Below are 360 nucleotides of genomic sequence, written 5' to 3' on the forward strand. Positions count from 1 at the left end.
CTGGCTGCGTGAGCCAGTGTTTCGTTTACTGCTAAATGGCCAGCAGGTTGGTTATAACAAATATTAGAAGTAAATTTATGTCGGTCTTTTACCAGTAAAAAATGCTCTCCTTTTTTTACTACAGCAGCCAGCGTTACATGGGGTTTATGCATTTACCTCACCTTTTATAACACTGTACTGTGCGCTGTTTATGCCATCTAGCGAAGTAGTGCCAATACTGTAGCGAATTAGCCTGAATGTAGGGTGCCAAACAGGGGCGGTCATACGGCGATCTAGCATATTACGTCCTTCTATAATTGTACTACTTAACCACGTTGTAGGAATCACCATTCGCTGACTTACCGTCGGCACTCCAGGCCA

The 360-nt window shown here is 43.9% G+C and carries 2 pseudogenes; both read right to left on the reverse strand.

What is annotated here, in order from left to right:
* Nucleotides 1-152, reverse strand: a pseudogene (locus tag CWB60_RS21140) (NUDIX hydrolase); the annotation flags it as partial.
* A pseudogene (locus tag CWB60_RS20615) lies at nt 145-360 on the reverse strand (pseudouridine synthase); the annotation flags it as partial. The pseudogenes CWB60_RS21140 and CWB60_RS20615, both read right to left, overlap by 8 nt.

The organism is Pseudoalteromonas sp. S327, assembly GCF_005886415.1.
In the GTDB taxonomy this organism is placed as follows: domain Bacteria; phylum Pseudomonadota; class Gammaproteobacteria; order Enterobacterales; family Alteromonadaceae; genus Pseudoalteromonas; species Pseudoalteromonas atlantica.